This window comes from Polaromonas sp., assembly GCF_029945685.1.
GTDB lineage: Bacteria > Pseudomonadota > Gammaproteobacteria > Burkholderiales > Burkholderiaceae_C > Polaromonas.
Genome location: NZ_JAQSDA010000020.1, coordinates 433,130 through 458,182, shown reverse-complemented (window position 1 = coordinate 458,182; position 25,053 = coordinate 433,130). Strand labels below are relative to the sequence as shown.

Annotated in this window: 22 protein-coding genes; 6 read left to right on the top strand and 16 right to left on the bottom strand. The window is 64.7% G+C overall.

Annotation, left to right across the window (positions count from 1 at the left end):
* The first annotated feature begins 133 nt into the window (after positions 1-133).
* From PSV26_RS13775 to PSV26_RS13750, 6 genes are all read left to right on the top strand, one after another.
* A complete protein-coding gene (locus PSV26_RS13775) occupies positions 134-883 on the top strand; it encodes an electron transfer flavoprotein subunit beta/FixA family protein (protein ID WP_293592422.1) in 750 nt (249 codons plus the stop codon).
* 11 nt (positions 884-894) lie between these two features.
* Complete coding sequence (locus tag PSV26_RS13770; RefSeq protein ID WP_300571497.1) at positions 895-1,836, top strand: FAD-binding protein; 942 nt, start codon at positions 895-897, stop codon at positions 1,834-1,836.
* Between the two features lie 94 nt (positions 1,837-1,930).
* Positions 1,931-3,721, top strand: coding sequence for an acyl-CoA dehydrogenase (locus tag PSV26_RS13765; RefSeq protein ID WP_300571495.1), 1,791 nt, complete (start codon positions 1,931-1,933; stop codon positions 3,719-3,721).
* 114 nt (positions 3,722-3,835) lie between these two features.
* Positions 3,836-4,789, top strand: coding sequence for a nitronate monooxygenase family protein (locus PSV26_RS13760; RefSeq protein ID WP_300571493.1), 954 nt, complete (start codon positions 3,836-3,838; stop codon positions 4,787-4,789).
* A 12-nt stretch (positions 4,790-4,801) separates the two neighbouring features.
* Positions 4,802-5,899, top strand: a complete 1,098-nt coding sequence (locus PSV26_RS13755; protein WP_300518732.1) for an acyltransferase family protein — start codon at positions 4,802-4,804, stop codon at positions 5,897-5,899.
* 158 nt (positions 5,900-6,057) lie between these two features.
* Positions 6,058-7,146, top strand: coding sequence for a PA0069 family radical SAM protein (locus PSV26_RS13750; RefSeq protein ID WP_300571491.1), 1,089 nt, complete (start codon positions 6,058-6,060; stop codon positions 7,144-7,146).
* Positions 7,147-7,204: 58 nt separating this feature from the next.
* Here the strand turns inward: PSV26_RS13750 and PSV26_RS13745 are convergent, their stop codons facing one another.
* The 16 genes from PSV26_RS13745 to PSV26_RS13670 form a co-directional block, all read right to left on the bottom strand.
* On the bottom strand, positions 7,205-8,047 hold the full coding sequence (locus PSV26_RS13745; RefSeq protein ID WP_300571489.1) for a spore coat U domain-containing protein: 843 nt from the start codon (positions 8,045-8,047) through the stop codon (positions 7,205-7,207).
* Positions 8,044-10,368: a fimbria/pilus outer membrane usher protein gene (locus tag PSV26_RS13740; RefSeq protein ID WP_300571487.1), complete on the bottom strand. Its 2,325-nt coding sequence runs from the start codon at positions 10,366-10,368 to the stop codon at positions 8,044-8,046. The genes PSV26_RS13745 and PSV26_RS13740 overlap by 4 nt, the downstream gene beginning before the upstream one ends.
* A 129-nt stretch (positions 10,369-10,497) precedes the next feature.
* A complete protein-coding gene (locus PSV26_RS13735) occupies positions 10,498-10,935 on the bottom strand; it encodes a spore coat U domain-containing protein (protein WP_300571485.1) in 438 nt (145 codons plus the stop codon).
* An 88-nt stretch (positions 10,936-11,023) separates the two neighbouring features.
* Positions 11,024-11,779, bottom strand: a complete 756-nt coding sequence (locus PSV26_RS13730; protein WP_300571483.1) for a fimbria/pilus periplasmic chaperone — start codon at positions 11,777-11,779, stop codon at positions 11,024-11,026.
* 10 nt (positions 11,780-11,789) lie between these two features.
* Entirely contained in the window at positions 11,790-12,302 is a 513-nt protein-coding gene (locus tag PSV26_RS13725) for a spore coat protein U domain-containing protein (protein WP_300571481.1), read from the bottom strand.
* 198 nt (positions 12,303-12,500) lie between these two features.
* Positions 12,501-13,370 (bottom strand): S-formylglutathione hydrolase, encoded by an 870-nt coding sequence (gene fghA, locus PSV26_RS13720; protein ID WP_300571480.1) that lies wholly within the window; start codon positions 13,368-13,370, stop codon positions 12,501-12,503.
* Positions 13,367-14,281, bottom strand: a complete 915-nt coding sequence (locus tag PSV26_RS13715) for an alpha/beta hydrolase (protein ID WP_300571762.1) — start codon at positions 14,279-14,281, stop codon at positions 13,367-13,369. Before PSV26_RS13715 ends, fghA begins: the two co-directional genes overlap by 4 nt.
* A gap of 19 nt (positions 14,282-14,300) precedes the next feature.
* Positions 14,301-15,407, bottom strand: coding sequence for an S-(hydroxymethyl)glutathione dehydrogenase/class III alcohol dehydrogenase (locus PSV26_RS13710; RefSeq protein ID WP_300518740.1), 1,107 nt, complete (start codon positions 15,405-15,407; stop codon positions 14,301-14,303).
* A 263-nt stretch (positions 15,408-15,670) separates the two neighbouring features.
* Positions 15,671-16,816 carry a molecular chaperone DnaJ gene (dnaJ, locus tag PSV26_RS13705; protein ID WP_300518743.1) on the bottom strand — a complete coding sequence of 382 codons (1,146 nt, stop codon included), beginning with the start codon at positions 16,814-16,816 and terminating at the stop codon, positions 15,671-15,673.
* A gap of 114 nt (positions 16,817-16,930) precedes the next feature.
* Complete coding sequence (gene dnaK, locus PSV26_RS13700; protein ID WP_300518746.1) at positions 16,931-18,868, bottom strand: molecular chaperone DnaK; 1,938 nt, start codon at positions 18,866-18,868, stop codon at positions 16,931-16,933.
* 143 nt (positions 18,869-19,011) lie between these two features.
* Complete coding sequence (gene grpE, locus PSV26_RS13695; protein WP_300518748.1) at positions 19,012-19,572, bottom strand: nucleotide exchange factor GrpE; 561 nt, start codon at positions 19,570-19,572, stop codon at positions 19,012-19,014.
* A 255-nt stretch (positions 19,573-19,827) separates the two neighbouring features.
* Positions 19,828-20,151 (bottom strand): transcriptional regulator, encoded by a 324-nt coding sequence (locus tag PSV26_RS13690; RefSeq protein ID WP_300518751.1) that lies wholly within the window; start codon positions 20,149-20,151, stop codon positions 19,828-19,830.
* A gap of 186 nt (positions 20,152-20,337) precedes the next feature.
* Positions 20,338-20,817: a MarR family transcriptional regulator gene (locus tag PSV26_RS13685; RefSeq protein ID WP_300518754.1), complete on the bottom strand. Its 480-nt coding sequence runs from the start codon at positions 20,815-20,817 to the stop codon at positions 20,338-20,340.
* A 5-nt stretch (positions 20,818-20,822) separates the two neighbouring features.
* On the bottom strand, positions 20,823-22,532 hold the full coding sequence (locus PSV26_RS13680; protein WP_300571479.1) for an acyl-CoA dehydrogenase family protein: 1,710 nt from the start codon (positions 22,530-22,532) through the stop codon (positions 20,823-20,825).
* A gap of 4 nt (positions 22,533-22,536) precedes the next feature.
* On the bottom strand, positions 22,537-23,280 hold the full coding sequence (locus PSV26_RS13675) for an ABC transporter ATP-binding protein (protein ID WP_300571477.1): 744 nt from the start codon (positions 23,278-23,280) through the stop codon (positions 22,537-22,539).
* A gap of 5 nt (positions 23,281-23,285) precedes the next feature.
* Positions 23,286-25,052, bottom strand: a complete 1,767-nt coding sequence (locus PSV26_RS13670) for a branched-chain amino acid ABC transporter ATP-binding protein/permease (RefSeq protein WP_300571475.1) — start codon at positions 25,050-25,052, stop codon at positions 23,286-23,288.
* Position 25,053: the final 1 nt, after the last annotated feature.

Here is a 25,053-nt window from a genome sequence, read left to right as displayed (position 1 = left end):
CGATCGTTCTTTTTTATTCTTTCCGGTCGGTACGCCTGACCCGCCAAAGCCTGTGCTTCAGGCAAGGCGGCAGCCGCAGCATAGAATCAAGTGCTTTACGTACACGTCAATTCAATCAACTCTGGAGTCCTGCATGAAGGTCTTGGTACCCGTCAAACGCGTTGTGGATTACAACGTCAAAGTCCGCGTCAAATCCGATGGCACCGGTGTCGATATCGCCAACGTCAAGATGAGCATGAACCCGTTTGACGAGATCGCCGTCGAAGAGGCCACGCGGCTCAAGGAAAAGGGTGTGGTGACCGAGGTGATTGCGGTGAGCTGCGGCGTGGCGCAGTGCCAGGAAACCCTGCGCACGGCCATGGCCATTGGTGCCGACCGCGCCATTCTGGTGGAAACCGCCGAAGAATTGCAGCCGCTGGCGGTGGCCAAGCTGCTCAAGGCCCTGGTGGACAAGGAGCAACCCCAGCTCGTGATCCTGGGCAAGCAGGCGATTGACGATGACTGCAACCAGACCGGCCAGATGCTCGCCGCCCTGCTGGGCTGGCCGCAGGCGACGTTTGCCTCCAAGGTCGACGTGGCCGACGGCAAGGCCGTGGTCATGCGCGAAGTCGACGGCGGCATGGAAACCCTGAGCCTGAGCCTGCCGGCCATCATCACGACCGACCTGCGCCTGAACGAGCCGCGTTACGTGACCCTGCCCAACATCATGAAGGCCAAGAAAAAGCAGCTCGACAACGTCAAGCCCGAAGACCTCGGTGTCGATGTCAAGCCGCGCATCAAGACCCTCAAGGTCAGCGAGCCGCCCAAGCGCAGCGCCGGCATCAAGGTGCCAGATGTCGCCACGCTGGTGGACAAGCTCCGCAACGAAGCCAAAGTTATTTAAGGACTGATGACATGACCGTACTCGCTTCACTCGTCGTAGCAGAACACGACAACGCCAGCATCCGACCCGCCACCCTCAACACCGTCACCGCAGCCGCCCAGTGCGGCGGCGAGGTGCATGTGCTGGTGGCCGGCCTGAATGCCGGTGCCGCGGCCCAGGCGGCCGCCCAGATCGCCGGTGTCACCAAGGTCATCCACGTGGACGGCGCCCACTTCGAACACGGCCTGGCCGAAAACATGGCCGCCCAGGTCATCGCGCTGGCCGGCAGCTATTCGCACATCCTGTTCCCCGCCACGGCTTCGGGCAAGAACATCGCACCGCGTGTCGCGGCCCTGCTGGACGTCGGCCAGATCTCCGATATCACCAAGGTGGATGCGGTCGATACCTTCGAGCGCCCGATCTATGCCGGCAACGCGATTGCCATCGTGCAAAGCCTGGACGCCACCAAAGTCATCACCGTGCGCACCACGGGTTTTGACGCGGCAGCAGCCAGCGGCGGTTCTGCTGCTGTGGAAACCGTGACCGGTGTGGCCGACAGCGGCAAGTCGACTTTTGTCGGCAGCGAAATCGCCAAGAGCGACCGCCCTGAACTGACCGCCGCCAAGATCATCGTCAGCGGCGGCCGCGCGCTGGGCAGTGCCGAAAAATTCAACGAAGTCATGACACCGCTGGCGGACAAGCTCGGTGCAGCCCTCGGTGCTTCGCGCGCTGCGGTCGATGCCGGTTATGCCCCCAACGACTGGCAGGTCGGCCAGACCGGCAAGATCGTCGCGCCCCAGCTCTACATCGCCGCCGGCATCAGCGGCGCGATCCAGCATCTGGCCGGCATGAAGGACAGCAAGGTCATCGTGGCGATCAACAAGGACGCCGAGGCGCCGATTTTCAGCGTGGCCGACTACGGCCTGGAGGCCGACCTGTTCACGGCGGTCCCCGAACTGGTCGCCGCCCTTTAATCAGGGCTGGACGAACAGGGCATCGCTGGCGGTGCCCTTTTTTTGCGCCGGATAACCGGCCTATGGATTGACACCTGGACACTGGAGACACGACATGAGCTACAAGGCCCCCCTCAAGGACATGCTGTTTGACATCAAACACCTGGCCGACATCGATGCGGTGGCGCAGATCCCGGGCTTTGAGGAAGCCGGCTTCGACACCGCGCAGGCCGTGCTCGAAGAATGCGCCAAGTTCAATGAGGGCGTGTTGTCTCCGCTGAACTGGGAGGGCGACAGGAACCCGTCGAGCTGGAAAGACGGCGTGGTCACCACGACGCCCGGCTTCAAGGAAGCCTACAAACAATATGCCGAAGGTGGCTGGCAGGGCCTGCAGCACCCGGTCGATTTTGGCGGACAGGGCCTGCCCAAAACGATTGGCGCCGCCTGCGGCGAGATGCTCAACTCTGCCAACATGAGTTTTGCGCTGTGCCCGCTGCTCAGCGACGGCGCGATCGAAGCCCTGCTGACGGCCGGCTCGGACGAGCTGAAGGCCATCTACCTCGAAAAGCTGGTCAGCGGGAAGTGGACCGGCACCATGAACCTGACCGAGCCCCAGGCCGGCTCGGACCTCGCCATGGTGCGCAGCCGTGCCGAGCCGCAACCCGACGGCACCTACAAGGTGTTCGGCACCAAGATCTACATCACCTATGGTGAACACGACATGGCCGAGAACATCGTGCACCTGGTGCTGGCACGTGTAACCGGCGCGCCCGAAGGCGTCAAGGGCATCAGCCTGTTTGTGGTGCCCAAGTTTTTGGTCGGTAAAGACGGCGCACTCGGTGCGCGCAACGACGTGCACTGCGTGAGCATCGAGCACAAACTCGGCATCAAGGCCAGCCCGACCGCCGTGCTGCAGTACGGCGACCATGGCGGCGCCGTCGGTTACATCGTCGGCCAGGAAAACCGTGGCCTCGAGTACATGTTCATCATGATGAACTCGGCGCGTTATGCGGTGGGCATGCAGGGCATTGCGATCGCCGAGCGCTCTTACCAGAAGGCCGTGGCCTTTGCGAAAGACCGTGTGCAGAGCCGTCCCGTCGATGGTTCGATCAACGCCAGCGCGCCCATCATCCACCACCCCGACGTCAAGCGCATGCTGATGACCATGCGCGCCTACATCGAAGGCTGCCGTGCCATGGCCTCGGTGGCCGCTGCGGCCTATGACGCGTCGCATCACCACCCGGATGCGGAGGTGCGCAAGCAGAACCAGGCCTTCTACGAATACATGGTGCCGCTGGTCAAGGGTTACAGCACCGAGATGAGCCTGGAGGTGACCTCGCTGGGTGTGCAGGTGCACGGCGGCATGGGTTTCATCGAGGAAACCGGCGCGGCGCAGTATTACCGCGACGCCAAGATTTTGACGATTTACGAAGGCACCACCGCCATCCAGGCCAACGACCTGGTGGGCCGGAAGACCGCGCGCGACGGCGGCCAGACTGCCAAGGGCATCGCCGCCCAGATTGAAAAAACCGAAGCCGCGCTGGCAAAGCAGGGCAGTGCTGCGGCGAAGACCGTGGCCAAACGCCTGAAAGCCGCGCGCGAAGCCTTTGTCGATGTCGTGGAATTTGTCGCCGGCAACACCAAGGCCTCGCCGAATGCGGTTTTCGCCGGCAGCGTGCCTTACCTGATGCTGGCCGGCAACGTGGTGGCGGGCTGGCAGATGGCGCGTTCGCTGCTGGTGGCCCAGGAGCACCTGGACCGCGGCGAAGACACCGCCTTCATGCAGGCCAAGATCACCACGGCGGTGTTCTACGCCGACCACCTGCTGAGCAAGGCGCCCGGCATGCGCGACAGCATTGTCGAAGGGGCCGACAGCGTCACCGCGCTGGCGCTGGAGGCTTTTTAAATTGCCCTGATCGGCCCTTGATTTGCTATTGATTTGATAGCTGTTGTCGCCCGATTGACAAGGGCTGGATTCACTTTTCGCTCAGAATCTCACAAGAACCCCACCGGAGACACCATGTCCAGACTTCCCGCCCCGCTGAACGCGTTGCCCCTGCCCATCATCGGCTCGCCGCTGTTCATCATCAGCAATCCCAAGCTGGTGATTGCACAGTGTATTGCCGGCGTGGTCGGCGCCATGCCCTCGCTCAATGCGCGTCCGGCGTCGCAGCTCGACGAGTGGCTGGCCGAGATCACCGAGACGCTGGCCGCCTACAACCAGGCCCATCCCGACAAGCCGGCCGCGCCCTTTGCGATCAACCAGATCGTGCACAAGTCCAACGACCGGCTCGAACACGACATGGAAATGTGCGTGAAATACAAGGTGCCCATCTACATCACTTCGCTGGGCGCACGCGAGGACATCAACGCCGCGGCGCACAGCTACGGCGGCGTGGTGTTGCACGACATCATCAACAACAAGTTCGCGCGCAAGGCGATTGAAAAGGGCGCCGACGGCCTGGTGGCAGTGGCTGCTGGCGCCGGCGGCCATGCCGGCGTGAAAAGCCCGTTTGCGCTGATCCAGGAAATTCGCCAGTGGTTCGACGGCCCGGTGGCGCTCTCGGGTGCCATCTCCACCGGCGGTGCGGTGCTGGCAGCGCAGGCCATGGGCGCCGACTTCGCCTACATCGGCTCGGCCTTCATTGCCACCGAAGAGGCGCGTGCCTCGGACGCCTACAAGCAAGCCATCGTCGACAGCAATTCCGATGACATCGTCTACAGCAACCTGTTCACCGGCGTGCACGGCAACTACCTGGCCCCGTCGATACGCGCGGCCGGCATGGACCCGGACAACCTGCCCGAAAGCGACCCGAGCAAGATGAACTTCGGCGGTGACAAGTCCAAGGCCTGGAAAGACATCTGGGGCTGTGGCCAGGGCATTGGCGCGATCAGCAAGGTGCAGAGCACGGCCGACTTTGTCGCGCAGCTCAAGCGCGAGTACCAGGAAGCGCGTCAGAAGGTCTGCGCTTAAGCTTTCTGCCGCATGAAACCACCGGTCGCTGCCCTGACGCCGTCCGCGCAGCGCCTGCCCGGCATTGATGCCCTGAAGGCGCTGGGCTGCGTGCTGATCGTCTGGCACCACCTGGCTTTCTACGGGCCCATGAGCGATGTGGTCTACACGACGGCGCCGGCGCTGATGGACTGGCTTTACGACGACGCGCGCATGGCCGTGCAGGTGTTTCTGGTGGTGGGCGGTTTTCTGGCCGCCAGCGTGCTGGCGCCCCAGGGGCTTGCCGTGTTCCGTCAACCAGGTCGCCTGATCCTGCGCCGCTACCAGCGGCTGGCGCTCCCCCTTCTTGTGGCCCTGGCCATCACCACGCTGGTTGCGGCGGCCGTGCGGCCGTGGCTGGCGCATCCCTCGGTGCCCGACAGCCCCACCGCGTGGCAGGTGCTCGCCCATGTGTTCCTTTTGCAGGACATCGTGGGGCAGGAAGCGCTGTCGGCAGGTATCTGGTACGCGGCGATTGATTTCCAGCTGTTCGCGATCAGCGTGTTGCTGTTCGCGCTGGTGGACCACGGCCACAGGCGCTGGCCCGGCGTACCGGCGCAGGCCGGGGTGCTGTTGGTGGTGCTGCTTGCGGCCGCGTCGCTGGGGATGTTCAACCGGCACGCGGCGCTGGACATGTCGGGGCTGTACTTCTTTGGCGCTTACGCCCTGGGCATGCTGGCCTGGTGGGCATCGCGCAGCTCCCGGCCGATGCGCTGGCTGCTGGCCCTGGGGCTGCTGGGTGTCGCGGCGCTGCTGCTCGACTTCAGGGGCCGGCTGCTGGTGGCGCTGGTGGTGGCCGTGATCCTGGTGGCCCTGGAGCGCCGCCGGGCGGCTGGGCGCTGGCTGGAGGCGCCGTGGCTGCTGCAGCTCGGTCAGATGTCCTACTCGGTGTTCCTGATTCACTTTGCCGTGCTCCTGGGCGTCAATGCCGTGGTCAGCCATTTCTGGCCCACGCAGCTGGCGGCCAATGCGCTGGGGATGCTGGCGGCCTTTGCCTTGTCGCTGCTGGCGGGCAAGGCGCTGTACCTGGGCGTGGAGTTGCGGCGCCGGCCGGCGCGCGTGCCGCCCGGAGTGGGTCTCCGCACTCCCTGAACCCCGTGTTTGTCCGATGAAAAGTGCTCTCGCCCAATAGGGACGTGCGCAAGGCGCTATTGAATAAATAGCGTTGCAGGAGTCAGCGGGTGGGAGCGGCAGGTCGGCAGAAGAGTGACTATACTGTTATTTTGTACAGTATTTTGCAGGCGTACCTCATGACCGAAGTCACCATTCCCGTGCATGCCATCAAGGGCCGCGGCACCGCCACGCGCCTGGCCCACCGGTTTGAGAAAGACGCGCGGGCCGCGTACGACGACGGCTGGGGCACGCTGGAAGAGGCCGCCGCAGACCGGGCGCCCGTACAGACCGAGGTGGTGTTCGAGGACGCACGCAGCGCCATCAGCCGCAATGATTCGCCCGACATCTACTTCGACTATTCGGTCAACCCCTACCGCGGCTGCGAACACGGTTGCATCTACTGCTACGCCCGGCCGACGCACAGCTACCTGAACCTCTCGCCAGGCCTGGACTTCGAGACAAAAATCATCGCCAAGCGCAACATCGCCGCCATGCTGCGCGCCGACCTGGCCAAACGCAGCTATGTGCCCAAGCTGATCAACATCGGCTCGGCCACTGATTGTTACCAGCCGGTCGAGCGCGAGCTGCGCCTGACCCGCGGCCTGATCGAGCTGATGCAGGAGCTGGGGCATCCGCTGGCGCTGGTCACCAAGTCCAGCGGCGTCGAGCGCGACCTGGACCTGCTGGCGCCGATGGCGGCCCGACATCTGGCAGCGGTCTACGTGACCATCACCACGCTGGACGGCGAACTTGCCCGCAAGCTGGAGCCGCGCGCGGCCGCGCCGCACCGGCGCCTGCGCACCATCCGGGCGCTGGCCGAGGCCGGCGTGCCTGTGGGGGTGAGTGTGGCCCCGCAGATTCCGTTTGTGAACGACGACATGGAACAGGTGCTGCAGGCCGCCTTCGAGGCCGGGGCGCGCACCGCGTTTTACACCGTGGTGCGCCTGCCCTGGGAAGTGGCGCCGCTGTTCAAACAGTGGCTGGAACTGCACTACCCGCAACGCGCGGCGCGCATCATGGCGCGTATCCAGGAAATGCGCGGCGGCAAGGACTACGACAGCGACTTTGCCTCACGCATGAAAGGCAGCGGCCTGTGGGCCGACCTGATCAAACAGCGTTTTGAAAAAGCCTGCCACCGGCTGGGCCTGAACCGCCAGCGTACCGAGCTGGACTTCAGCCAGTTCAGGCCGCCGGTACCGCACTCCCCGCAGGCCAGTCTTTTTTGAACAACCTTGCTACTGCGACAATTGCCGCGCGGGTGCTGTGGGCGCAGGAAGACGGTAGTCAATAACTCACAGTCGCGATAACCGTATCGGTGTACAGGCCCGGTGTGGCGATGGACTGCCCCGCGACCATCCGGCCGTAAACCGTCAAGGTCTGAGCCCTGCCCGTGCCGCTCCCGGCGACGGTACCGGTGCCGCCGATATTGCCCCAGTTGGTAGTGCGACCGGCGTTTGAGAACAGCGCGTAAGCCAGCGTGCTGGCGGAGGGGCCGGTCATCTTCCGGGTGCTCTCGGTCGCGCCCGGTGCAGTGCCGACACCCAGACCCACGTGGTAGCCAGTCGGTGTGTTACAGGTGACCGACAGCGTACCAACAGCGTTCAAAACCGCGCCGGTGTAGCTGCCGAAGTTAAGCGTACCTGCCGAAATCGTGCAACTGGCCACTACTTTCGTGCTGACCCGAACCTGATCGACTGAGCCGCCTGCGGAGACGGTCGGGGAATCCTGATACGAGGCTTTCATGACCACCTGTCCAGCCGGAATGCGGCCATAGACGTTGTAGGACTGATCTTTGTCGGTACCGACGCCATCGATAGTCGTGGTTCCCGGCACGTCGGTCCAGACGGCGCTACGCGCGGCGTCCCTGTATACAGAATAATTCAACTTGTTGCCGCTAGCGCTTTCCGTCATCGTCCGGGCGTTGACGTTGGCGCTGCCCCCACCGCTGAGGATGACCGAGTAGGCGAAACCGCTGTCACAGCGGACGGTCAGCTGGGCCGTTGTGTCATTCACCACACCGGAATAATCACCGAAATTCAGATCGTTGAGCTTCACTTTCGTGCAGGCTGCATGTGCCGATGCAGAGGCGAGAAGCAGCAGCGCGACCAGCGCAAGCCATCGCCTCACGGAGCCTGCTCCCGGCAAGTCAAGGGGCCAATTGTCGGGATATCGCCCGGCACCGCCTTGTAATCGAAAACGACGCTGCAGCGTCGCGCTTTGGGTCGCTCGACGACCACTACATTGCGGGCTCGCAACCCTTCCAGATACACCTCGCCGCCGTAGCCAACCGGGAAGGCGACCCCGCTGGCCTGCAGCCGGGCGGCGCTTCCGACGGGCACTGGTGCGCCACCCGCATCGACCAGCCGCAACAAGGCACCGTGGCTGAGCTTGATGGGGAACCTGACGATGACGCCGGATCTGTCTTGCGGCCTGACTTCTTGCGTGGCATCGTGGAGGGTGGCGTCTGGCGGCACGTCGGTCGCGTCAATGGCCAGGCGATTGACGTCGAAGGCGCGCAGATCCGGCACCAGCAGGCGCCCGACTGCGTTGGTTCTGCCGGCATCGCGGTTTTCATGCAGAACCCGCACGCCCGCCAGGCCGTTGGTGTCCACGACCGCGAAGCTGTCGGTGATGGTGTTGGCCGGGAACAATGCACCGTCCAGCATCGAAAGCGAACCCGCCACCTGCAGGCTCAGCGATGTCTCCGCGCCGAACCGGTCAACCCCCGCGTTGAGCCGCGCCCACGGTGCTTTGTATTCGACCCGGGCGAACTGTTGCGCGGCGGGGCCGACTGTGCTGTGAGCCTGGTAGCCCCAGTCGCCTGTGGTCAACGCCGACTGCTGCGCCTGCACCTGCCCGTATCTGCCGCCCGGGCCCGAGCCGGCGCTGGCCCCGAGCGAGCTTCTGGCCCCCAGCGGCAATGCCACGCCGAACTGAATACCGCTGCCGCCAGCGCGGGTCAGATCCCTAAACGCCGTGGCATACAGCGACAGGCGACTAATCTGTACCGAATAACTGGCCGACACGATGCGCGCGTTCTGCATCGGCTGGAGATCTACGACGCCGCCTGCAAGCCCCGTCGAAGTCACGGCAGCGTCGCGGCGCACCTCTGCATAGGCCACGCCGACCGAGCCGAACCGCCCCAGTGACAGCCCGGCGCTGGCGGTGAGCTGCAACCGTGGAAACGGATCGCCGTTCACTGCCGCGATATCCCGGAAATTCTGGCTGGCTGCGGTCACCGCAGTGCCAAAGCTGAAGACCGTGCCGACGCGCTGCAGACCCGCCGACAGCATGGCGCCCCTGCCGAGCGAGCCGCTGCTGCCCGCTGCTGCCACATTGAGTATGGCGAGACTGGCCAGATTGAGTACCGCGCCAGCGCCCGCCATGACCGTGCCCGCAGTGCCTTCGGCGCTGGCCTCCAGCGTGATCGCGGGCGTCAAACCACGGCGATAAGACCCGCTGGCCGCCATGCCGCCGTAGTCATTGCTGATCAGACCCCAGTTGCGCCGCACCGCGCCCGCCTGCGCTGAAAAAGTCTGCAGGCCGGGTGCAAGCAGCGCAGAGCTGGCATAAAAAGGCAGGGTGGTGAGCACCTGCTGGCCCAGTGCATTGGTCAGCGTCAGGGATACCGAGCCGGCCCCCGTGACCACTGGCAATTGCGCAATCTCGAAAGGCCCGGCGCCAACCGGACGCGACAAAAGCCGGTTACCGTTGACCAGTACATCGAGTGTGGAGGGGACGGCGGCAGAACCGCGAACCGAGGGCAGCGGAAAAGTCACCAGATCAGGCCGCAGACTGAAGTCTGAGGTGATCTGTGCACCCCCCAACCGGATGGGTCGCGTCCAGGCCGTGCCACCGCTGATGAAGTCGCCCAGTCGATAACGGCGCAAGGTACCAGGATCGGAAAACGTGTAGGTCGAGTCCAGGCGTATCGCTGATGGCGCGTCCGACGCGCGCTGGCCAGCTTCTGTGTGGGTCAACAAACCAGAGCTGAAAACTCCCAGGGGCGAGAAGACCCGCAGGTCGAGGAGGCTGCTGGCGCTACGGCGGCCACTGGCGGAACTGGCGCTGAAGTCGTAGTTGAGCGTGGCACCCGAGCCGCTCTCAAAAGCCACTTTGCCTGCGGGCCTTCCCCCGATTTCCAGCAGCGCTGGCAGCAGCCGCTCGTTGTCGGCGGTCACCCGCAGCGTCTGGCTGGGCTGATCGAGTTGCCAGCTCAGGCTCGGCAGCTCAGACAAATCAATCAGACCGTCTGGCCCCGCGACGACCGAGTCAGGAATTCGAAAACCCAGCTCGGTCAACTCTGCTCGCAGCGACAGCAGGGCGCCGCCCCGCAGCACGAATTCGCCGATCCTGTTGGTCGGGTAACCATTGACCAGGAGATCGAGCAGCAAGTCCTGATCGGCGCCCCGGGCCGACAGCGGCAAGAGGGCCAGCGCAAGGGTCATGGGCAAGCCGAACCGAAGGATGGCCGCGCGGCGGCGATCAGTGGCGCGAGGCACTGTGAACCAACCTATGGCGCGCAGGTGTGCCAGCGTCGCCATGCGCCATAAGGTCGGGGTGTTTCGCGCGCATCATCAATAGGTGATGGTGGCAATGATCGTATCGCTGTAGCTGCCGGGCGTGACAAGCTGGCCGGCGGCGATCCTTCCATAAACCGTCAAGGTCTGGGGGCTGCCGTTGCCCCTGCCGGCCACGGTATCGACGCCGATGGTCTGGCCCCAATTGAGGGTGCGCGACGCATCGCGGAACAGCGCGTAAGGCAGGCCGCTGGCGGCTGGTCCGTTCATGTGGCGGGTGCTCACGGTCGCCGCCGGGTTCGCGCCCAGACCGGCATTGAGGGCGACGGTATAGGCCGTGGTGTTGCTACAGGTGATCGTCAGCGTGGCAGGGTCAAGATCTACCGTGCCGGTGTAGATGCCAAATGCCAGGGCTGTGGCCGTGATGTGGCAGGTGGCCGGAACCGTCACAGAGACGGTGAGCGAGGAGGTGCTGGTGGCCGCCAGCGCCGGCACGGGCAAACAAACCGGAATTACCGCCAGAACGCCAGGCGCGATGGCTCTTGAAACTTTTAAAAGTCCGCGCCTTGCAGCAGGCAGGAGATCATGGCGCTGCAGCAACGGGAACATGCTGGTCAATTACACCGGCGTCCATGCGCCCCGTCAGGTGCACGGTTTCGCCCGCTGTTGGCAGGCGGCCGGGCGCGCCAATTGGCCAGCGCCGGGTGGCACCGGCAAGAATGTAGGGCGAACTGCTGGCCGCAGTTGTCAGTCCGCCACCGTCATTGCTTTTCAACGTTATCTCCCTGATGGTTTCGCGGCGGTTGCCGTCATTGACTGCCACCAGATAGGTCTGCCCGGCCTTGCTCTCCGCGCGAAACTGTACATTGGCGGCCACCCGGGTCGCTGGCGCGGCGAAGACCGGAATGGACAGGCGCAGGGCAATACGCACGGTGCCGGGCGCCGCCGCTGGCGGGATCTGGTCAAGCAGGATGCGGTAAGTGGCCTCGCGGTCCTGCGGTGCCCGACGCAGCACCAAGCGCACGATTTGCGTTGCGCCCGGCGCGATGGTGGCAATTGGCGGACTTACCAGCACCTCGTCGGACGGTGTGAGTTCTTCATTGCCGTCAGGCTGCATCCACTTGAAAGCGCGAATCTGTACGCTGGTCTCGGTGTCGCCCTGGTTCACGACCGTCAGCGTAGTGGCCATCTGTTGGGGCGCCATTTCGATATTGACGGGCAGTACCGTCAGCGACTGGGCGCTGGCCGCAGTGCCGAGCAAAAGAGCCAAGGCCCCAGTGGCCAGTGCGCCGAACCTGGCCAGTTTGCGGCGGTTGGTGGGGACGATTTGCGTGTGCATGATGGGGCCCTCAGTAAGTGACGGTGGCGGTGATGGTGTCGGCGTAGGCGCCCGGTGTGACCAACTGGCCCGCCGCCACCCGCCCATAAACCGTGATCGGCTGACCGCTGCCTGAGCCGGTACCTGCCACGGTGTCGGTGGGCGGTGTATTGCCCCAGTTGCTGCCCGTCTGGGAGACCGATTTCAGGGTGTAGGCCAACCCGGCTGCGGCAGGGCCGTTCATATGCCGGGTGGTGACGGTTGCTGCGGGGGTCGTTCCCAAGCCGGCGTCCAGGCCCACAGAGTAAGCCGTGGTGTTGGTGCAGGTGACGGTGATGGTGGCGGTGGCATCCGCCTGCGCGCCCGTGTAGGTGCCGAAGGCCAGGCTGGTGGCGGTAGTTGTGCAGGTGGCCTGAACCGTTGCGCTGACCGCTATGTTGCTGGGTGCAGTGGCGGCCAGGGTGGGCAGGCCTGGTGCCAGGCTGGCAAAAACGCAAAGCGCTGCCAGACCCAGCCGGTGGATCCGGGTGGTTTTGTTGTGCATGATTTCTGTTCTGATGAGTGGCCGTCGATGCGATGCCGCGGTATACGCGAGTGGAGAGACAAGCGGACAAGAGATAGCAATCTTGCACCACTATTAACAACTTGTCGGTGTGCTGGCGCACAGCCCGTCATCATGAAAAGTGTTATACCGCCGGCAGAGACGTCGCAGGCCGGTAGAGGTTCCGGTCCCTTCTGCCCACTACTCCGACAATTGGCGCGCGTGGTGGCTCAGGTGGTCGGCCATGAAGGTGGCAACAAAGTAATAACCGTGGTCGTAGCCCGCATGACGGCGCAGTTCCAAGGCCTGGCCGGTCTGGGCACAAGCGGCTTCAAAGAGATGCGGGTGCAGTTGCTCGAACAAGAATTTGTCGGCCTGGCCCTGGTCGATCAGGATGCCGCCGGGGTAGGGTACTGCATCCAGCCGGGCCATCAGCGCGGTGGCGTCATGGGCAGACCAGGCGGCGGTGTCGGTGCCCAGGTAGCCGGTGAAGGCCTTGCGGCCCCAGGGGCACTGGCTGGGCGCGCAGATGGGCGCAAAGGCCGACACCGACTTGAACAGGCCGGGGTGGCGCAGCGCCAGGGTCAGTGCGCCGTGCCCGCCCATCGAATGGCCGAAGATCCCGATGCGGTCTGCGTTGAGGGGCAGGGCGCCGGTCAGCAGCGGCAACAGTTCGCCGGTGATGTAGCTTTCCATGCGGTAGTGCTGCGACCACGGGGCCTGCGTGGCATCCAGGTAAAAGCCGGCACCGACGCCAAAGTCCCAGCTTTCGGCCTCGCCGGGAAGGTGGGCGCCGCGCGGGCTGGTGTCGGGCGCGATCAGCGCCAGGCCGAGGCTCGCGGCCAGTCGCTGCGCGCCGGCCTTGACCATGAAGGTTTCCTCGTTGCAGGTCAGTCCCGCCAGGTAGATCAGCGCGGGCACGCTGCCGCCGGCGGCGTCTATCGCGGCCTGCGGCGGCAGGAACACCGAAAATTTCATCGGCAGACCGATGGTGGTCGAGGCGTGCTGGTAAAACCGCTGCACACCGCCGAAGCAGGCGTGTTCACTGAGGAGTTCGGGGTTTGTGTTCATGGTTGGGGTCGTTGCTGCACGAGTTCGAGCACGGCGTCGGCAAACAGCTGCGGCTTTTCCTGCGGCAGGTTGTGGCCGGCGCCGGGGACGATGCGGTGCGACCGTGGCCCGGTGAAGCGGTGCGCATGTTGGGCTGCAGTGGCCGGCGGGCGCACGCCGTCGTCGCTGCCGTCGAAGGTGATGCTGGGCACGCTGATGGGCGGCTGCGCGGCCAGGCGCCGCTCGATGTCGGCCAGCGCCGGGTCACCGGCCACCAGGCCGAAGCGGTGGCGGTAGGAGTGGATCACCACCTCGACAAAGTCCGGGTTGTCGAAAGCGGCGGCGCTGCGCTCGAAGGTGGCCTCATCAAAGGCCCAGGTCGGCGACCACAGTTTCCAGAGCAGCCGGCAGAAGGCGCGCCGGTCGGCCGCCAGGCCCGCACGGCCGCGCTCGCTGTGGAAGTAATACTGGTACCAGAGACTGTGTTCGTTGTCCGGCGTGTCCGGCACCATGGCTTTCGCGATGTTCTGGATGTTGTAGCTGTTGAGCGAGACCAGGCCGGCGCATCGTTCGGGCCAGAGGGCGGCGACCACGCAGGCGGCGCGCCCGCCCCAGTCGTAACCCGCAAGCACGGCGCGCGGCACGGCCAGTGCATCCATCAGGGCCAGCAGGTCGGTGCCCAGCGCTGCCTGCTCGCCCGATCGCGGCGTGGCCTCGTTGAGGAAGCGTGTGGCACCGTAGCCGCGCAGGGAAGGCACATACACCCGGCAGCCGTGTGCCGCCAGCAGGGGCGCCACCTCGGCGTAGGCATGCATGTCGTAGGGGAAACCGTGCATCAGGAACACCGGTGGGCCGTCCGCCGGCCCGGTCTCGTACAGGGCCACGTCCAGCACACCGGCTGTGACCTGGCGCTGGGGCTGGAGTGTCTTCATCATGGCGGTGGCGTCCGTCTTAGTAGAGGACCACGCCGCGGATCGACTCGCCGCTTTTCATCAGCTCGAAGCCCTTGTTGATGTCTTCGAGCGGCATGGTGTGTGTGATCAGGTCGTCGATGTTGATCTTGCCTTCCATGTACCAGTCGACAATTTTCGGCACGTCGGTGCGCCCGCGCGCGCCGCCGAAGGCCGAGCCTTCCCACTTGCGGCCGGTGACCAGCTGGAAAGGCCGCGTGCTGATCTCGGCGCCGGCCTCGGCCACGCCGATGATGATGCTGCGTCCCCAGCCCTTGTGGGTGCATTCGAGCGCCTGGCGCATCACGGTGGTGTTGCCTATGCATTCGAAGCTGTAGTCGGCGCCGCCGTCGGTGAGCTGCACGATGGCGTCCACCACGTTGTCCACTTCCTTGGGGTTGATGAAGTGCGTCATGCCGAACTTGCGCGCCATGGCCTGGCGCGCGGGATTGATGTCCACGCCGATGATCTTGTCGGCGCCTACCATCTTCGCGCCCTGGATCACGTTCAGTCCGATGCCGCCCAGGCCAAACACGACCACGTTGGCACCGGCTTCCACCTTGGCGGTGAACAGCACTGCGCCAATGCCGGTGGTCACGCCGCAGCCGATGTAGCAGACCTTGTCAAACGGTGCGTCCTCGCGGATCTTTGCCAGCGAGATCTCGGGCGCCACCGTGTAATTGCTGAAAGTGCTGGTGCCCATGTAGTGAAAGATCGGCTGGCCGTCCAGGCTGAAGCGGCTGGTCGCGTCGGGCATCAGGCCCTTGCCCTGGGTGCCGCGTATCAGCTGGCACAGATTGGTCTTGCGCGACAGGCAGAACTTGCACTGACGGCATTCGGGTGTGTACAGCGGAATGACGTGGTCGCCCTTTTTGAGCGTGGTCACGCCGGGGCCGACATCGACCACGATGCCCGCGCCCTCATGGCCGAGGATGGCCGGGAAAATGCCTTCCGGGTCGGCGCCCGACAGCGTGTAGTAGTCGGTGTGGCAGATGCCGGTGGCCTTGATCTCGACCAGCACCTCGCCGAACTTCGGGCCCTCAAGGTCGACGGTTTCGATGGTCAGGGGCTGGCCTGCTTTCCAGGCGACGGCGGCTTTGGTTTTCATGGGGCGTGTGGGTAAGGGGGAGGGGAAAGAAGGGAGGAACAGAGCGGAACAAGGCACTATATGCCAGCGCCCGCACGCTCGCAGCCCGGGCGGCGTAAGACCCGCCGCCGGGGCCGTTTCATCTTGACAATCGTGGTGAGGCAGGGGGGGGGCAGCGGCCGAGAAGCAGCCTTCTTCCGCCGGTTTTATGGCAAATAGTGCCTCCAGCCCTTGCCCTTCGGGCGCAGGCAGCTATCGTTTTGATAGCTGCCTGCGCCGCGGCTTCAGGCGCCGAAGAAGCCCTTGAGCTTGTCGGTCCAGCTTTCTTCGGTCGGCGAGTGTTTGGCGCCGCCTTTTTTAAGGGACTCGTCGAGTTCCTTGAACAGCTTGCGCTGGTGCTCGGTCAGCTTGACCGGCGTTTCCACCGTGATGTGGCAATACAGGTCGCCGGGGTAGCTGGAGCGCACACCCTTGATGCCCTTGCCACGCAGGCGGAACTGCTTGCCGGTCTGCGTACCTTCGGGAATGTCGATGGCGGCCTTGCCGGCCAGCGTCGGCACCTCGATCTCGCCGCCCAGCGCAGCCGTTGCCATTCCGATGGGCACCACGCAATGCAGGTCGTCGCCGTCGCGCTCGAAGATGTCGTGTTTCTTCAGGCGGATCTCGATGTAGAGGTCGCCCGGCGGGCCGCCGTTGGTGCCGGGCTCGCCGTTGCCGGTGGAGCGGATGCGCATGCCGTCGTCGATGCCGGCCGGAATCTTGACTTCCAGCGTCTTGGTCGTCTTGGTCTTGCCCACGCCATGGCAGGCGACGCAGGGCTCGGGGATCAGTTTGCCCGTGCCCTTGCACTGCGGGCAGGTCTGCTGCACGCTGAAGAAGCCCTGGCGCATCTGCACCACGCCGTGGCCATGGCAGGTGGTGCAGGTGACCACCTTGGTGCCGGGTTTGGCGCCGGTGCCGTGACAGGTGCTGCAGTCGTCCCAGCTCGGGATGCGGATCTGCGCGTCCTTGCCGGTGGACGCTTCCTCCAGCGTGACTTCCATCGCGTAGCTGAGGTCGCCGCCGCGGTAGACCTGGCGGCCGCCGCGCTGACCGCCGCGGCCTTGCTGGCCGCCGAAGACATCACCAAAAATATCGCCAAAGGCTTCGGCAAAGCCGCCAAACCCTTCCGCACCGGGACCGCCGCCGCGGTTGGGATCAACACCGGCGTGGCCGTACTGGTCGTAGGCGGCGCGTTTTTGCGCGTCGGAAAGCATCTCATAAGCCTCTTTGGCCTCCTTGAATTTCTCCTCGGAGGCCTTGCTGGTGCTGCCCTGGTTGCGGTCAGGGTGGTGCTTCATCGCCAGCTTGCGATAGGCTTTCTTGATGTCTTCATCGCTGGCGTTTTTCGGAACGCCCAGCGTGTCGTAGTAGTCTTTTTTGATGGCCATGGGAATTGCGTGTTCAGTGGAAAGGATTCCTGTGCCCCGGATGCGGCAAAGCGGAATGCGGGGAAAACCCCCGATTCCGCTTCGCTGCCCGGAGGCGATGCATCAAAAAGGGGATCAGCCCTTCTTGACTTCCTTGACTTCGGCGTCCACCACATTGTCGTCGGCGGCCGGTTTGGCGGCTGCTTCTTCGCCACCTGCTGCGCCGCCGGCCTGGGCGGCCTGCGATGCCTGCATGTCGGCGTACATCTTTTCACCGAGCTTCTGGCTGGCTTCCATCAGGGCGGCGTTTTTCGCGTCGATGGCGTCCTTGCTCTCGCCCTTGAGCGCTTCTTCCATGTCCTTGATGGCGGCCTCGATTTTTTCCTTCTCGCCGGCGTCGAGCTTGTCGCCGTACTCGGTCAGCGATTTTTTCACGCTGTGCACCATGGCTTCGGCATTGTTCTTGGCCTGCACGAACTCGACCCGCTCCTTGTCTTCGGCGGCGTGGAGTTCGGCGTCCTTGACCATCTGCTGGATCTCGGATTCCGACAGGCCCGAGTTGGCCTTGATGGTGATCTTGTTTTCCTTGCCGGTGCCCTTGTCCTTGGCGCCCACATGCAGGATGCCGTTGGCGTCGATGTCGAAAGACACCTCGATCTGCGGCGTGCCGCGTGCGGCAGGCGGAATGCCCTCGAGGTTGAACTCGCCCAGCGCCTTGTTGCCGGAAGCGATTTCACGCTCGCCCTGGAACACCTTGATCGTCACGGCCGGCTGGTTGTCCTCGGCGGTCGAGAAGGTCTGCGCAAACTTGGTCGGGATGGTCGTGTTCTTCTTGATCATCTTGGTCATCACGCCGCCCATGGTTTCGATGCCCAGGGACAGCGGGGTGACGTCGAGCAGCAGCACGTCGGAGCGGTCGCCCGACAGCACCTGGCCCTGGATCGCGGCACCGACGGCCACGGCCTCGTCGGGGTTCACGTCCTTGCGTGGCTCCTTGCCGAAGAATTCCTTGACCTTTTCCTGCACCTTGGGCATGCGGGTCTGGCCGCCGACCAGGATCACGTCATGGATGTCACCGCTGGCGACGCCGGCGTCCTTGACCGCCACGCGGCTCGGGGCGATGGTGCGCTCGACCAGCTCTTCGACCAGCTGCTCCAGCTTGGAGCGGGTCATCTTGATGTTCAGGTGTTTCGGACCCGAGGCATCGGCCGTGATGTAGGGCAGGTTGATGTCGGTCTGCGCGCTCGAGGACAGCTCGATCTTGGCCTTCTCGGCGGCTTCCTTCAGGCGCTGCAGGGCCAGCACGTCGTTCTTGAGATTGACGCCGGATTCCTTCTTGAACTCGTCGATGATGAAGTCGATGATGCGCTGGTCGAAGTCCTCGCCACCCAGGAAGGTGTCGCCGTTGGTGGACAGCACCTCGAACTGCTTTTCGCCGTCGACATCGGCAATCTCGATGATGGAGATGTCGAAGGTGCCGCCGCCCAGGTCATAGACCGAGATCTTCCGGTCGCCTTTTTCCTGCTTGTCCATGCCGAAGGCCAGCGCCGCGGCGGTGGGCTCGTTGATGATGCGCTTGACGTCCAGGCCCGCAATGCGGCCGGCGTCTTTCGTCGCCTGGCGCTGTGCGTCGTTGAAGTAGGCAGGCACGGTGATCACGGCTTCGGTGACCGGCTCGCCGAGGTAGTCTTCGGCGGTTTTTTTCATCTTGCGCAGGATGTCGGCGGACACTTGCTGCGGCGACATCTTCTTGCCGTGCACCTCGACCCAGGCGTCTCCGTTGTCGGCGGCCACGATCTTGTAGGGCATCAGGTCAATGTCCTTCTGCACTTCTTTTTCGGAGAACTTGCGGCCGATCAGGCGCTTGACCGCGTAGAGCGTGTTCTTGGGGTTGGTCACGGCCTGGCGTTTGGCCGAGGCACCAACCAGCACTTCGCCGTTTTCGAGATAAGCCACGACCGACGGCGTGGTGCGCGCGCCTTCCGAGTTTTCGATGACGCGGGGCACATTGCCCTCCATCACAGCCACGCAGCTGTTGGTGGTGCCCAGATCGATACCGATGATTCTGCCCATGATTTACTCCTAGATTTTCTTGGTTAAGTTTTAAGTTGGTTGAAAGCAGGTGGCCGGGGATTTCAGCCGCTGGTCACAGGACCATGTTGATGACTTGTGGATAACTTTCGGCGTTTCAAGTGCAGCAGTGCAAATCAGCACATTTATTTGGGTGCCGCCACGGTGACCAGCGCGGGCCGCAACACGCGGTCGGCAATCAGGTAACCTTTTTGCAGCACGCCCACCACGGTGTTGGCTTCCTGCTCGGCCGGCACCATGCTGATGGCCTGGTGTTGGTGTGGATCGAAGCGGGTCCCGGCCACCGGGTTGATCTCGATCACCTTGTTGCGCTCGAGCGCGCTTTTGAGCTGCTTGAGCGTGGCTTCGGTGCCTTCGCGGATCTGGGCGGCGGTGGCATCGGGCTGAAGCAGGCCGGCTTCCAGGCTGTCGGTGACCGGCAGCAGGCTTTCGGCAAAACTCTCGACGGCGAACTTGCGCGCCTTGGCGATTTCGTCGTCGGCGCGGCGGCGGGCGTTTTCAGCCTCGGCCTTGGCGCGCAGGAAGTTGTCCGCCAGTTCGCTGTTTTTGGCTTGAAGGACGGCCAGTTCGGCCTGGGCCGCGCCCAGTTCATCGGCCTCGTTGGCGGCCTGCGCGGCTTCCAGTTCTTCCGGGCTGGGCGCACCGCTGAGGTCTTGGTTTTGTTCGGGTTGTTTGTTGTCGGACATGGTCGAATGCGGTTGTTCAGAAGGACAAGAGGGCAGCTTGGGGCAGTAAAGCCCTTTTCAAGACAAGGAATTGCAGTTGGGCGCTGCACGGTTGGCGCGGGCTGCCGGTTCGCCGGTGCTACCAAATAGATAGCTGGCTGCGCAAGCTGTAAAAGGGCTGTGGCCCGATTTTATGCCTGAAGTGGGGCGCTGAAAGGGCCCGCCCCAAACAAAAAGACAGGCGCAGGGCCTGTCTTTGGGGGGAGCGGTAGCGCCTTATTTCTTCTTGACGGCAGCGACCTTGGTCTGGCTGGCCGACCACTTGGCGGCAAAGGCCTGCACGTCGTTCAGGCGTTTGAGCAGGTCGGCACCTAGGGCTGTGACGATGTAGCCGTCGTTGCCGTGACCCATCAGGCCGGCGGCGCGCAGTTCCTTGATGCGGGTGTTCAGGGTGTTCGGGGTGATGCTGCCCACGCTGTCCTGCAGCAGCCGGAAAGTTTGCGGATGGCCGTCTTTGAGCGCCCACAACACCCGCAGGGCGTAACGCGATTCAAGCATTTCAAACAGCTGTCCGACGGCGGCATTTTCTTTGGCACTCATGGGGGGCATCTCCTGGTCACGTTTTTGTCAGAATGGATAGGCAAGCGCGGGCTTGGAAGGCGAATATAGCGCAAATTCCGGACTGCTACTAGTTTTATAGCTGCCTGCGCCCGCAGGGTGTAGCTTCACGGCCAAAAGGGCTTGAAAATCCGGAACGAATGCGTTAGGGGCGTGCCTGGCCGGGCCCTACAGGTAAATCTTCTGCAGCAGCCGCAGCAGGGTTTTGGTCTCGCCGGCCGAGAGCCGGGAGGCGACTTCGGCTTCCAGCGCCGCCGCGGTGCGTTCGGCGTCGCGCATGAGCTTGCTGCCGCTGGCGGTGAGGTGTAGACCCATCGCCCGCCCGTCGCGAGGGTGCGGCCTGCGCTCGATCAGCTCGCGTTTTTCCAGGCTGTTGACCATGGCCACCAGGTTGGGCGGCAGGATGCCCAGCGCGGTGCAGAGCTGGCGCGAGGTGATGCCGGGGTTGTGCGTGACCAGCGACAGCACTGAAAAATCCACCACCCGCAGGTCATAAGGGGCCATGCGTTCCATGAACACCTCAATGACCGACAGCGCCGCGCGCCTGGCGTTGTAGCCGATCAGGCTTTCCAGGTAGCTGGTGTCGACCTGCTCCACCATGGCCGTGGCGGCCCGGACGGGAGGTTTGGGAAGATCGCGGGCGCTCATGGGGTTCAGTTCAGCACGGGGACAGGTTTGCATTGTCCTTCAATTGTTTTGACACGCATGTCGAATTCGGGCAGCACGCGCAGGTGCAGCGCGGCGCTGGCCTGGCGCCAGCGCGGGGTATCCGCCGCGACCTGGTCGATGCGGCTCCAGGCCCAGGCCAGCAGGGCGAGGGCGACCGCGCGCAGGTAGTCGTCGGCGGCTTCGTAGGGCAGCACCGGGTCGGTCTGGCTGGCCGCTGCGAGCAGGGCTGTGAGGTCGCGCAGGTCGGCCAGGCGGCGCAACACGTCGGCGTCGCGCGGCTGGCCGGCGTCCAGGCCGGTCTGCAGGTCCTGTAGCAGCGCGGTCATGCCGGCGCCGCCGTCGGCCAGCACCTTGCGCACCAGCAGGTCGATGGCCTGGATCTCGTTGGTGCCTTCGTAAATCATGGGTACACGGGCGTCGCGCACGATTTGCTCGATGCCCCATTCGCGCACGTAGCCGTGGCCGCCGAAAACCTGCAGGCATTCGCTGGCGCCATAAAAGGCCTGGTGGGTGAAGGCGGCCTTGAGCACCGGCGTGACCAGGCTGCACCAGCGTTGCGCGCTGTCCCGTCGGGTGGTGTCGGGATGGTGTTTTGCGATGTCCAGTTCCATCGCCGTGCGGTAGGCGAGCACGCGGCCGCCGTCTATCCACGCGCGCTGCGTGTCCAGCAGGCGGCGCATGGCGGGGTGGCCGCTGATGGCATCGGCCGGCTCCTTGTTGTCGCGCGGGCCGGGCACGCGCATCTGCCGGCGTTCGGTGGCATAAGCATCGGCCTTTTGCCACGCGGCCTCGAGCAGGCCAATCCCCTGCAGGGCCACATGCAGGCGCGCCGCATTCATCATCACGAACATCGCTGCCAGGCCGCGGCCCGGCTCGCCAACAATCCAGCAAGTGGCTTCGTCAAAACGCATCACGCAGGTCGGGCTGCCGTGCAGGCCCATTTTTTCCTCGATGCGATCGCAATGCACGGTATTGCGCCGCCCGTCCGGCAGGACCTTGGGTGCCAGGAACAGCGACAAGCCCTTGGGGCCTGGCGGCGCATCGGGTAGCCGCGCGAGCACCAGGTGAACGATGTTGTCCGTCAGATCGTGTTCGCCGCCCGAGATGAAAATTTTGGTGCCGCTGAGGCGGTAGCTGCCGTCGGCCTGGCCTACGGCCCGGGTTCGTGCCAGGCCCAGGTCGCTGCCGGCCTGCGGTTCGGTAAGGCACATGGTGGCCAGCCACTCGCCGGTCGCCACTTTTTCAAGGTAGGTCGCCTTCAGGGCATCGCTGGCATGGTGGCGTATGCATTCATAAGCGCCGTGCAGCAGGCCGGGCGCCATGGTCCAGCCGTGGTTGGCGGCACTGAGCATCTCGTACAGAACCGCCTCCAGCACCGCGGGCAGGCCCTGGCCGCCGTCCTCCGTCGCGCAAGCCAGCGCCGGCCAGCCACCTTGCCAGAAAGCGGCATACGCGGCCTTGAAGCCGGGCGGGGTGGTGACCTGTCCCTGGTCCCACGTGCAGCCGATCTCGTCGCCGGTGCGTTGCAGCGGTGCGATCTGCCCGGCCACGAATTTGCCGGCCTCGCTGATAACCTGCTCCATGAGCTCGGTATCGGTGCCGGCAAAAGGCGCGAGCGCCTGCAATTGCGCCGGGGCGTCCAGCACTTCATGCAGGATGAAGCGGATGTCGTCGAGGCGAGGCTGGTAGTCCATGGCCTCAGGCGGTGGCTGCCGGTTTGCGCGACGCGCCCAGGTAGGTGTCCACCACGCGCGGGTCCTTCGCGAGGTCGGCGGCCGGGCCGCTCAGGCCGATCTCGCCCATTTCCAGCACATAAGCATGGTCGGCCGCCTCCAGAGCTGCGCGCGCGTTCTGTTCCACCAGCAGGGTGGTCACGCCGGTCTGGCGCAAGGCCTCGATGGTGCGGAAGATTTCCCGCACGATCAGCGGCGCCAGGCCCAGGCTGGGTTCGTCGAGCATCAGCAAGGTCGGGCGCGACATCAGGGCCCGGCCCAGGGCCAGCATCTGCCGCTCGCCACCGGAGAGGGTGCCGGCCTCCTGAGCGCGGCGTTCCTTCAGGCGCGGAAACAGCTCGAACACCACCTCCATCTGGTCGCGCCAGGCCTTGTTGCGCAGGCGCACCTGGCGAAAGGCGCCGAGCACGAGGTTGTCTTCGACCGACATGCTGCCGAACAGCTCGCGTTTTTCCGGCACCAGAGCGATGCCGAGCATGACGCGTTCTTCCAGCGGCAGGCCGATGATGGAGCGGCCGGCGTAGTCGATGCTGCCGGTGGCCGGCAACACGCCCATGAGCGCGTTGAGCAGGGTGGACTTGCCGGCGCCGTTGGGGCCGATGACGGTGATGATGCTGCCGGCTTCGGCCTGCAGGTCGATGCCGCGCAGGACTTCGGCCTTGCCATAGCCGGCGTGGAGCTTGCTGACGGTGAGAAGAGGGGTGCTCATGGGGCTCAATGTTCCGTGCCGAGGTAGGCGGCGCGTACCGCGGGGCTGGCCTGGATTTCTTCGGGCGTGCCTTCAATCAGGCGGGTGCCGAACTCCATGACCACGATGCGGTCGGTGACCTGCATCACCAGGTCCATGTCGTGCTCGACCAGCAGGATGCTCATGCCTTCGGCCTTGAGCTGGCGCAGCACCTCGATCAGCGCCTGCTTTTCCAGGTAACGCAGGCCGGCCGCGGGTTCGTCGAGCAGCAGCAGGGCCGGGTCGTTGCACAGCGCGCGCGCAATCTCCAGCAGCCGCTGCTGGCCCATGGCCAGGTTGCCCGCCAGCTCATGCAGGTGGCTGCCCATGCCGACGCGGCGCAGCTGCTGCTCGGCCTCGCGCAGCAGGCGCTGCTCTTCCGTGCGGTCCAGCCGCAGCATGGCCGCGGTGGCGCCTTTGTTGCCGCGCAGGTGCGCGCCCAGCGCCACGTTTTCGAGCACCGTCATGTCGGCAATCATCTTGACGTGCTGGAAGGTGCGGGAAATGCCACGCTTGGCAATTTCGCGCGAAGGCAGGCTGCTGATGATTTCGCCGCGAAAGGTCACGCTGCCGCGCGTCAGGCTCAGCACACCGGTGAGCAGGTTGAAGGTGGTGGACTTGCCCGCACCGTTGGGTCCGATCAGGCCAACGATCTGGCCCGAGGCCACCGAGAAGTTGATGTCGTTGACTGCCACCAGGCCGCCGAACTCCTTGCGGATGTTGCTGGCCTGCAGCACGATCTCGCCAGCGGCCGGCTTGGCACGGTGCGCCAGCGGCGCGGCAGCCTGCCAGTCCACCTTGCGCGGGGCCTTGGGCAGCTTGCGGTCCACGAAGGCCCAGATGCCGTCCGGCGCGTATTTGAGCGTGAGGACCAGCAGCACGCCGAACACGATGGTTTCGTAGCTGCCGCTGGTGCCTATGAGCATGGGCAGCAGCACCTGCAGCTGGTCGGCCATGAGTTTGGTGATCGCCACACCGGTGATCGCGCCCCAGACATGGCCGGCGCCACCGAGCACCGCCATGAACAGGTACTCGATGCCCACATGCACGCCGAAGGGCGAGGGGTTGACCGAACGCTGGAAGTGCGCAAACAGCCAGCCGGACACCGAGGCAAACAGCGCGGCAATCAGGAAGATGCCGATCTTGAAGCGCAGGGTGTCGATGCCCATGGATTCGGCCATCTGCGAGCCGGTCTTGAGCGAACGGATGGCGCGGCCGACGCGTGAATCGAGCAGATGGATCAGCGCCAGCGTGCCCAGCAGCACCAGCGACCAGGTCAGCAGCAGGTAGACCCGCCCCTGGCCGAGCTCCCAGCCGAACAGCGACAGGCCGGTGACACCGAGAATGCCGTCGTATTTGCCCAGCGCGTCCAGGTTGCCCATGGTGTAGTACAGCGACAGGCCCCAGGCCAGCGTGGCCAGCGGCAGGTAGTGGCCCGACATGCGCAGCGTGATCCAGCCCAGCACCACGGCGCAGGCCGCGGTCAGACCCAGGCCGACCAGCAGCGTGACCCAGGGCGACAGCCCCGCGTTCACCGTCAGGTAGGCGCTGGTGTAGGCGCCGATGCCGACAAAGGCCGCCTGCCCGAAGGAGGTCAGGCCGCCGACACCGGTCAGCAGGATCAGGCCCAGCACCGTCAGGCTGGAGATGCCGATGTAGTTGAGCTGGGTGATCCAGAACTCCGGCACGGGCAGCACACAGACCAGCAGCAAAGCGGCGACCAGGAGCCACGGGCCCCATTTACGGAGGGTCATG

What these genes read in the sequence shown, in the direction of transcription:
- PSV26_RS13725 (WP_300571481.1), bottom strand. Translation starts at nt 12,302, where the DNA reads ATGCACAACAAAACCACCCGGATCCACCGGCTGGGTCTGGCAGCGCTT.
- fghA (WP_300571480.1), bottom strand. Translation starts at nt 13,370, where the DNA reads ATGAACACAAACCCCGAACTCCTCAGTGAACACGCCTGCTTCGGCGGT.
- dnaK (WP_300518746.1), bottom strand. Translation starts at nt 18,868, where the DNA reads ATGGGCAGAATCATCGGTATCGATCTGGGCACCACCAACAGCTGCGTG.
- PSV26_RS13675 (WP_300571477.1), bottom strand. Translation starts at nt 23,280, where the DNA reads ATGAGCACCCCTCTTCTCACCGTCAGCAAGCTCCACGCCGGCTATGGC.
- PSV26_RS13690 (WP_300518751.1), bottom strand. Translation starts at nt 20,151, where the DNA reads ATGAGTGCCAAAGAAAATGCCGCCGTCGGACAGCTGTTTGAAATGCTT.
- PSV26_RS13680 (WP_300571479.1), bottom strand. Translation starts at nt 22,532, where the DNA reads ATGGACTACCAGCCTCGCCTCGACGACATCCGCTTCATCCTGCATGAA.
- PSV26_RS13670 (WP_300571475.1), bottom strand. Translation starts at nt 25,052, where the DNA reads ATGACCCTCCGTAAATGGGGCCCGTGGCTCCTGGTCGCCGCTTTGCTG.
- PSV26_RS13710 (WP_300518740.1), bottom strand. Translation starts at nt 15,407, where the DNA reads ATGAAAACCAAAGCCGCCGTCGCCTGGAAAGCAGGCCAGCCCCTGACC.
- PSV26_RS13760 (WP_300571493.1), top strand. Translation starts at nt 3,836, where the DNA reads ATGTCCAGACTTCCCGCCCCGCTGAACGCGTTGCCCCTGCCCATCATC.
- PSV26_RS13750 (WP_300571491.1), top strand. Translation starts at nt 6,058, where the DNA reads ATGACCGAAGTCACCATTCCCGTGCATGCCATCAAGGGCCGCGGCACC.
- dnaJ (WP_300518743.1), bottom strand. Translation starts at nt 16,816, where the DNA reads ATGGCCATCAAAAAAGACTACTACGACACGCTGGGCGTTCCGAAAAAC.
- PSV26_RS13755 (WP_300518732.1), top strand. Translation starts at nt 4,802, where the DNA reads ATGAAACCACCGGTCGCTGCCCTGACGCCGTCCGCGCAGCGCCTGCCC.
- PSV26_RS13770 (WP_300571497.1), top strand. Translation starts at nt 895, where the DNA reads ATGACCGTACTCGCTTCACTCGTCGTAGCAGAACACGACAACGCCAGC.
- PSV26_RS13765 (WP_300571495.1), top strand. Translation starts at nt 1,931, where the DNA reads ATGAGCTACAAGGCCCCCCTCAAGGACATGCTGTTTGACATCAAACAC.
- PSV26_RS13740 (WP_300571487.1), bottom strand. Translation starts at nt 10,368, where the DNA reads ATGACCCTTGCGCTGGCCCTCTTGCCGCTGTCGGCCCGGGGCGCCGAT.
- PSV26_RS13715 (WP_300571762.1), bottom strand. Translation starts at nt 14,281, where the DNA reads ATGAAGACACTCCAGCCCCAGCGCCAGGTCACAGCCGGTGTGCTGGAC.
- PSV26_RS13730 (WP_300571483.1), bottom strand. Translation starts at nt 11,779, where the DNA reads ATGCACACGCAAATCGTCCCCACCAACCGCCGCAAACTGGCCAGGTTC.
- PSV26_RS13685 (WP_300518754.1), bottom strand. Translation starts at nt 20,817, where the DNA reads ATGAGCGCCCGCGATCTTCCCAAACCTCCCGTCCGGGCCGCCACGGCC.
- PSV26_RS13775 (WP_293592422.1), top strand. Translation starts at nt 134, where the DNA reads ATGAAGGTCTTGGTACCCGTCAAACGCGTTGTGGATTACAACGTCAAA.
- grpE (WP_300518748.1), bottom strand. Translation starts at nt 19,572, where the DNA reads ATGTCCGACAACAAACAACCCGAACAAAACCAAGACCTCAGCGGTGCG.